8 protein-coding genes are annotated in these 7467 nt (G+C 73.0%); 7 read left to right on the top strand and 1 reads right to left on the bottom strand.

Annotation, left to right across the window (positions count from 1 at the left end; all coding sequences use genetic code 11):
• Window positions 1-154: 154 nt before the first annotated feature.
• A complete protein-coding gene (locus ACS04_RS24560) occupies window positions 155-1951 on the bottom strand; it encodes an AMP-dependent synthetase/ligase (RefSeq protein WP_048478925.1) in 1797 nt (598 codons plus the stop codon).
• Between the two features lie 229 nt (window positions 1952-2180).
• Here ACS04_RS24560 and ACS04_RS24555 point away from each other — a divergent pair, with 229 nt between their 5' ends.
• From ACS04_RS24555 to ACS04_RS36610, 7 genes are all read left to right on the top strand, one after another.
• Window positions 2181-2963, top strand: a complete 783-nt coding sequence (locus ACS04_RS24555; RefSeq protein ID WP_048478924.1) for a metallophosphoesterase family protein — start codon at window positions 2181-2183, stop codon at window positions 2961-2963.
• Between the two features lie 79 nt (window positions 2964-3042).
• Window positions 3043-3483, top strand: coding sequence for an SRPBCC family protein (locus ACS04_RS24550; protein ID WP_048478923.1), 441 nt, complete (start codon window positions 3043-3045; stop codon window positions 3481-3483).
• A gap of 3 nt (window positions 3484-3486) precedes the next feature.
• The gene (locus tag ACS04_RS24545; RefSeq protein ID WP_048478922.1) at window positions 3487-4713 is read left to right on the top strand and encodes an ArsA family ATPase; all 1227 of its coding nucleotides are present in this window, start codon (window positions 3487-3489) and stop codon (window positions 4711-4713) included.
• A 105-nt stretch (window positions 4714-4818) separates the two neighbouring features.
• Entirely contained in the window at window positions 4819-5298 is a 480-nt protein-coding gene (locus ACS04_RS24540) for a DUF5304 domain-containing protein (RefSeq protein WP_048478921.1), read from the top strand.
• 61 nt (window positions 5299-5359) lie between these two features.
• Entirely contained in the window at window positions 5360-6301 is a 942-nt protein-coding gene (locus tag ACS04_RS24535) for an ROK family glucokinase (RefSeq protein ID WP_048478920.1), read from the top strand.
• Between the two features lie 71 nt (window positions 6302-6372).
• Window positions 6373-7116, top strand: coding sequence for an endonuclease/exonuclease/phosphatase family protein (locus ACS04_RS24530; RefSeq protein WP_245236525.1), 744 nt, complete (start codon window positions 6373-6375; stop codon window positions 7114-7116).
• A gap of 102 nt (window positions 7117-7218) precedes the next feature.
• Window positions 7219-7467 (top strand): helix-turn-helix domain-containing protein (locus tag ACS04_RS36610; RefSeq protein ID WP_158977483.1); only part of this gene is annotated, 249 nt, incomplete at its 3' end.

The raw sequence follows: 7467 nt of genomic DNA, 5'->3' as shown, positions 1-7467 counted from the left end.
CATCGATCCTCACGTACAGTGCAGTCGCGAGGGTCTCCAGGTTTGTCGTCACAAACGAACCAACGAGACCCTCGCTTCATGCGCCCAAAGGACTTCGGACTTACTCGTCTAGGCCGGCGGACCCGCGCCGGCATGGCGGCCCCGGCGGACGGTCTCAGCCGCGGTACAGGGCCTCGATCTCGTCCGCGAAGTCCTTCGCCACCACATTCCGCTTGAGCTTCAGCGAAGGCGTGATGTGACCCGACTCCTCCGTGAACTGGGAGGGCAGAATGCGGAATTTCCGCACCGATTCCGCCTTGGAAACCGCCGCGTTGCCGTCGTCCACGGCCCGCTGGACGGCGGCGATGAGGTCCGCGTCCTCGCGCAGCTCCGCCGCGGTGACCCCGGCCGGCTTGCCGTGCTCGGCCGCCCAGCGGCCCAGGAACTCCTCGTCGATGGTGACCAGCGCGGCCACGAACGGCCTCGCGTCGCCGACCACCATGCACTCCGCGACCAGCGCGTGCGCCCGGATCCGGTCCTCGATCACCGCGGGGGCCACGTTCTTGCCGCCCGCCGTGACGATGAGCTCCTTCTTGCGCCCGGTGATCGCGAGGTAGCCGTCCTCGTCGAGGGTGCCGACGTCGCCCGTGTGGAACCAGCCGTCGGTCAGCGACTCGGCGGTCGCCGTCTCGTTCTTCCAGTACTCCTTGAAGATGTGCTCGCCGTGCAGCAGCACCTCGCCGTCGTCGGCGATGCGCACCACGGAGCCCGGCAGCGGCTGGCCGACCGTACCGATCTTCGTACGGTCCCACGGGTTGAAGGCGGTGGCGGCGCAGGACTCCGTCAGGCCGTAGCCCTCCAGGACCGTGAAGCCGATGCCGCGGAAGAAGTGGCCGAGCCGCTCGCCCAGCGGGGCGCCGCCGGAGATCGCGTACTCGCCGCGCCCGCCGAGGACCGTGTGCAGCTTGCTGTAGACCAGCTTCGAGAACAGCTTGTGCTTCAGCTTCAGGCCGAAGGAGGGGCCGCCGGGGGCGTCCAGCGCGCGGCTGTACGCGATCGCCGTCTCGGCCGCCGCGTCGAAGATCTTGCCCTTGCCCTCGGCCTGGGCCTTGGCGCGCGCCGAGTTGTAGACCTTCTCGAAGACGCGCGGCACGCCGAGGATCAGCGTGGGGCGGAAGGACTGCAGCTCGTCGGTGAGGTTCTTGATGTCCGGTACGCAGCCCAGGCGGATCGGCGCGAGGACGGCCGCCACCTCCACCAGGCGCCCGAAGACGTGCGCGGCGGGCAGGAAGAGCAGCACGGAGCACTCGCCGGTGCGGAACAGCGGGCTCAGGCGCTCCACCACGTTGCCGCACTCGGCGAAGAAGTTGCGGTGGGTCAGCACGCAGCCCTTGGGGCGGCCGGTGGTGCCCGAGGTGTAGACGATGGTCGCCGGGTCGTCGGCGTTCGCGAGCGAGCTGCGCTCGTCGACCTCGGCGTCGCCGACGCCGCTGCCCGCGGCGTTCAGCGCCGCGAGCGCGCCCTGCTCGATCTCCCAGACCTGGCGCAGCTCCGGGAGCCGGTCGCGCAGGGAGGCCACGGCCGCGCTGTGCGCCGGGCTCTCGACGATCACCGCGACGGCCCCGGAGTCGCCGAGGATCCACTGGATCTGCTCGGGCGAGCTGGTCTCGTACACGGGGACGGTGACGCCGCCCGCGCTCCAGATCGCGAAGTCGAGCAGGACCCACTCGTAGCGGGTGCGGGAGATCAGCGCGACGCGGTCGCCCGGCCGGATACCGGACGCGATCAGGCCCTTGGCGGCGGCGCGGACCTCGGCGAGGAACGCGGTCGCCGTCACGTCCTGCCAGCCGCCGTCGACCTTGCGGCCCATGACTGCGGTGTCGGGATGCTGAGCGGCGTTGCGGCGGATGAGATCCGTCAGGTTCCCGTCCGACGGGACCTCGTACAGGGCCGGAAGGCTGAACTCGCGCAAGACTGCTGCTCCTCTGGGCGCCATCGCCACCATGTGGACCGACCGGACGTTACCCACCGGTAGTGGGTTCCGGATAGAGGGAACCGGCCAGATGTTCCGTGCGTCACATGACGCGGCCGTGCCATGCCGACAGTAGTCGACCCCGTCGACGACTCGGAAGTAACCGCAGGTAGGCAGCCTGTGAAGGTTCCTCTACCCGCTGCCCCCAAGCCCCCCTAGGGTGGGGCGCATGGGTGGCAGGAAGAGCAGCACGAGAGTCCACGTCGTCAGCGACGTCCACGGCAACGCCGAGGCGCTCGCCCGGGCCGGGGACGGCGCCGACGCGCTGATCTGCCTCGGTGACCTCGTGCTCTTCCTCGACTACGCCGACCACTCGCGCGGCATCTTCCCCGACCTGTTCGGCGTCGAGAACGCCGACCGCATCGTCGAGCTGCGCACCGCGCGCCGCTTCGAGGAGGCGCGCGACCTCGGGCGCCGACTGTGGGCCGGGCTGGACCGGGAGCGGCTGATCGAGGGCGCGGTGCGCCGCCAGTACGCCGAGATGTTCGCCGCGTTCCCACAGCCCACGTACGCCACCTACGGCAATGTCGACATCCCGGGTCTGTGGAGCGAGTACGCCGGTCCCGGCACCACCGTCCTCGACGGGCAGCGCGTGGAGATCGGCGGCCGCGTCTTCGGCTTCGTCGGCGGCGGCCTGCCGTCCCCGATGCGCACCCCGTACGAGGTGGACGAGGAGGAGTACGCCGCCAAGGTCGAGGCGCTCGGCGAGGTGGATGTGCTGTGCTCGCACATCCCGCCGGAGGTGCCGGAGCTCTGCTACGACACGGTCGCGCGCCGCTTCGAGCGCGGCAGCGAGGCCCTGCTCGCGGCGATCCGGCGGACCCGGCCGCGCTACGCGCTGTTCGGGCACGTCCACCAGCCGCTGGCCCGGCGGATGCGGATCGGCGGCACGGAGTGCGTGAACGTCGGGCACTTCGCCGCCACGGGAAGGCCGTGGGCCCTGGAGTGGTGACCTCCGCACGCACGGTAGCCTGCACGCGGCGGCCGCAGGCCGCACACTTCCTCGAAAACTCCCTGGAGGGGCGACCGCCATGGCCGAACACACCAGCTCGAGCATCACGATCGAGGCGGCGCCGGCCGACGTGATGGCCGTGATCGCCGACTTCGCGCGCTACCCCGAGTGGACCGGCGAGGTGAAGGAGGCCGAGGTGCTGGCCACCGACGCCGAGGGCCGCGCCCAGAAGGTCCGGCTGCTGCTCGACGCCGGCGCGATCAAGGACGACCACACCCTCGCCTACAGCTGGAAGGGCGCCGACGAGGTCAGCTGGACCCTGGACAAGTCGCAGATGCTGCGCCAGCTCGACGGCTCCTACCGGCTCGCCCCGCTGGACGGCGGCAAGCGCACCGAGGTCACCTACCAGCTGACCGTGGACGTCAAGATCCCCATGCTCGGCATGATCAAGCGCAAGGCGGAGAAGGTCATCATCGACCGCGCCCTGGCGGGCCTGAAGAAGCGCGTCGAGTCGGCCTGATCGATGCGCATCCTGCTCGTCACCGGCCCCGGAGGGGCAGGGCGGACCACGGTGGCCGCCGCCACCGCCCTCACCGCCGCCGGGAACGGCGCGCGGGTGCTGCTGCTCAGCGGCGACCCCGCCGATCCCCTCGCGGCCCTGGTCGGGGAGGCGGCGGCGGAGCCCGTCGAAGCCGCGCCCGGGCTGGCCGCCGTACCGGCCGCCGCCGGGGTGCTCGTGGCCCGCGTGGACTGCGGCGAGGAGTTCCGCGCGGAGCTCGTCGCCCTCCAGGAGCGCGGATCCGCGCTCCTCGGCATGGTCGGCGCCCGGCCGCTGGGGGCCGAGGAGCTCACCGAACTGCCCGGCGCCGAGCAGTTCGCCCTGCTGCGCGCGCTGCGGCGGGCCGCCGCGGCCCCCGGCATCGACCTCGTCGTCGTCGACCTGCCCCCGCTCCACCAGGCCGTGGCCACCCTCGCCCTCCCCGCCCAGCTGCGCCGCTACCTGGCCCGGCTGCTGCCGGCCGAGCGGCAGGCGGCCCGCGCGCTGCGGCCCGTACTGGCCCAGCTGGCCGGCGTGCCGATGCCCGCGCAGTGGCTGTACGAGGCCGCCGCGCGCTGGGACGAGGAGCTGGCCGCCGTCCAGGCCGTGGTCGAGGCCGCCACCACCTCGCTGCACGTGGTCGCGGAGCCGGGGCCCGGCGCCGACGCCGCACTGCGGACCGGGCTGCTCGGGCTCGCCCTCGAACAGCTCCCGGTCCGCGCGATCGTCGCCAACCGGATGGTGCCGCAGGGCTCGCCCGACCCCTGGCTGGCCGGGCTCGCCGCCCAGCAGGAGAAGTACGCCGCCCAGTGGGCCGGCGCGCACGGGGCCGGGGACGTGCCCGTGCTGCCGCTCGGCCACCTCGGGCGCGACCCGTCGGGGCCGGACGACCTGACCCGGCTCACCGGGGCGGACGGGCTCGTTCCGCCGCCTTCGGGGGACTCCCGCGCCCGCAGCGAGTGGGTGGTCGAGGACCGGCTCGCCGACGACGGGGTACTCGTCTGGGTGGTGCCGCTGCCCGGCGCCCGCAAGCAGGACCTCGACCTGGTCCGGCGCGGCGACGAACTGCTGCTCGCGGCGGGCCCGTACCGCAGGATCGTTCCGCTCCCCTCGGTGCTGCGCCGCTGCACGGTCTCCGGCGCCGCGCTCGCCGACGGGGTGCTGCGGATCCGCTTCGCACCGGACCCGGACCTGTGGCCGCGCCGGGGCTGATCCCGGCGCGGGGCGGGACGCGGCCCTGAACCCGCCACCCCCGTTCGGGTACCGTCGAAGGTAGTACGCACCGCACGCCCAGCAGCTGCCGCAGGAGAGTCCGCCATGAGCGAGGCCACCGACCGTCCCACCGACGACGACGCCTGGGCCAAGGCCTGCGCCGAGGACCTCGCCGCGGAGCGGGAGCGCCGCAGGGCCCGCGAGGGCGGGCCCGGCGCCGGGAGCGGCACCGGGACCGCCACCGAAGAGCTGTTCAAGCTGTTCGAGGCGGTCGCCGACAAGGTCTCCGCGCTGAACAACCCGGTGCTCGGCGCCGCCGCTCAGGGCGCGGTACGCCAGTTCGTCAACCAGGCGAAGGCCGCCGCGAAGCCCGTCGTCGAGCGCAACCCCGAGGTCTTCGACCACCTCGCGGCCGCCGGCTCCGAGCTGCTCGCCGCGTACCGCTCGGCCGTCGAGGGCCACGAGCGCCGCTGGACCCGCGACGAGCCCGCGCCCGGTGGCGCCCCGGACGGTCCGTCCGGTGACGGCTCCGACCCGCGCGACGAGGGCGGGAGCGGTCCGACCCAGCGGATCGATCTCGACTGAGACCCCGCTGCCCTCGGGTACGGTTGGCCGTGGCGGGGTTTGACCGGAAACCGAGGGACTAATGGGACTCACCATCGGCGTCGACATCGGCGGCACGAAGATCGCGGCCGGCGTGGTCGACGAAGAGGGCACCATCCTTGAGACGTACAAGGTGCCCACCCCGCCGACCGCGGACGGGGTGACGGAGGCGATCTGCGCCGCCGTGTCCGAAGTCAGCACCAACCACACGATCGAGGCCGTCGGCATCGGCGCCGCCGGATACGTGGACGACAAGCGCGCGACCGTGCTCTTCGCGCCCAACATCAACTGGCGTCACGAGCCGCTCAAGGACAAGGTCGAGCAGCGCATCGGCCTGCCGGTCGTCGTCGAGAACGACGCCAACTGCGCGGCCTGGGGCGAGTACCGCTTCGGCGCCGGGCAGGGCCACGAGGACGTCATCTGCATCACGCTCGGCACGGGCCTGGGCGGCGGCATCATCATCGGCAACAAACTGCGCCGCGGACGCTTCGGCGTGGCAGCCGAGTTCGGGCACATCCGGGTCGTCCCGGACGGCCTGCTCTGCGGGTGCGGCAGCCAGGGCTGCTGGGAGCAGTACGCCTCCGGCCGCGCGCTCGTGCGGTACGCGAAGCAGCGCGCCAACGCCACCCCCGAGAACGCGGCGGTCCTGCTCGCGCTCGGCGACGGCACCCCCGACGGCATCGAGGGCAAGCACATCAGCGAGGCCGCGCGGGCCGGTGACCTGGTGGCCGTCGACGCCTTCCGCGAGCTGGCCCGCTGGGCGGGCGCCGGCCTGGCCGACCTGGCCTCGCTCTTCGACCCGTCGGCGTTCATCGTCGGCGGCGGGGTCTCGGACGAGGGCGACCTCGTCCTCGACCCGATCCGCAAGTCCTTCAAGCGCTGGCTGGTCGGCGGCGCCTGGCGCCCGCACGCGCAGGTGCTGGCCGCGCAGCTCGGCGGCAAGGCCGGTCTGGTCGGCGCCGCGGACCTGGCCCGCCAGGGCTGACACCCGCTCTTGTCCGAACTGCCCGTCGCGCCCTCTGTGGCACGGCGGGCAGTCTGGCTATGTTGCCGTGCATGCTGCCGAACTCTGTGACGGAACCCGACGGTTCCGCGGTGATCCGCGCCCTCAGCTACAACATCCGCTCGATGCGCGACGACGAGGAGGCGCTGGCCCGGGTGATCCGCGCCTGCGCCCCCGACCTGGTGTTCGTCCAGGAGGCCCCCCGCTTCTTCCGCTGGCGCAAGCACGCGGCGCGGCTGGCCGCCAAGACGGACCTGGTGGTGCTCAGCGGAGGCGCCACGGCCGCGGGCCCGCTGCTCCTGTGTTCGCTGCGGGCCTTCGTGGAGCGGACGGAGGACGTCCTGCTCCCGCGGACCCCGGGCCTGCACCGGCGGGGCTTCGCCACGGCGGTGGTCCGGTTCGGGGCCGCGCGGGTGGCGGTGCTCAGCGCGCACCTGTCGCTGGACGCGGCGGAACGCCGGGCCCAGGCGGACCTCCTGCTGGACCGGCTCGGCTCCGCGGACGCCCCGTACGCCATCGCGGCGGGTGACATCAACGAGCCCCCGACGGGCCCGGCCTTCCGCCGGCTCTCCACGGAGCTCCAGGACTGCTGGACGGTCGCCCCCTGGGGCGGCGAACACACCTTCACGCGCTCCGCCCCGCCGCGGCGGATCGACGCGATCTTCGCGACGCGGGGCGTGGAGGTGCTCACCTGCGGGGTCCCCACCTCCCTGCCGGACATCACGGAAGCGGACCTGGACGGGGCCACGGACCACCTCCCGGTCCTGGCCACCCTCCGCCTGCCGACGCCCCGCTAGGTGTATTGATCACGAGCGTTGTTAACGCGGGTCAGGTCTTGATCATGGCGAAGACCTCCGGTGTGGTGGAGGTGTCTAGGACTACACCGCACGGAGGTCTTCGTGTCCCACCGTAATGCCCGGCTGACCGTTCACGGCAGGCGGATCCTGGTCGAACGCGTCCTGGCGGGCCGCCCGGTCGCGCATGTCGCGGCCGAGATGGGCATATCCCGTCCCACCGCCCACAAGTGGGTCCGCCGCTGGCGGGCCGAAGGCGACGGCGGACTCCACGACCGCCCGAGCACGCCGCATGCGACCCCGCACCGCACCCCTGCCGTAATCGAGGCCGAGGTCTGCCGCCTGAGGACCGAT

The organism is Streptomyces roseus (genome assembly GCF_001044425.1).
GTDB classification, from domain to species: Bacteria; Actinomycetota; Actinomycetes; order Streptomycetales; family Streptomycetaceae; genus Streptomyces; species Streptomyces roseus.
This window is presented reverse-complemented; position numbering and strand designations above follow the sequence as displayed.

What these genes read in the sequence shown, in the direction of transcription:
- ACS04_RS24530 (WP_245236525.1), top strand. Translation starts at nt 6,373, where the DNA reads ATGCTGCCGAACTCTGTGACGGAACCCGACGGTTCCGCGGTGATCCGC.
- ACS04_RS24550 (WP_048478923.1), top strand. Translation starts at nt 3,043, where the DNA reads ATGGCCGAACACACCAGCTCGAGCATCACGATCGAGGCGGCGCCGGCC.
- ACS04_RS24540 (WP_048478921.1), top strand. Translation starts at nt 4,819, where the DNA reads ATGAGCGAGGCCACCGACCGTCCCACCGACGACGACGCCTGGGCCAAG.
- ACS04_RS24545 (WP_048478922.1), top strand. Translation starts at nt 3,487, where the DNA reads ATGCGCATCCTGCTCGTCACCGGCCCCGGAGGGGCAGGGCGGACCACG.
- ACS04_RS24535 (WP_048478920.1), top strand. Translation starts at nt 5,360, where the DNA reads ATGGGACTCACCATCGGCGTCGACATCGGCGGCACGAAGATCGCGGCC.
- ACS04_RS24555 (WP_048478924.1), top strand. Translation starts at nt 2,181, where the DNA reads ATGGGTGGCAGGAAGAGCAGCACGAGAGTCCACGTCGTCAGCGACGTC.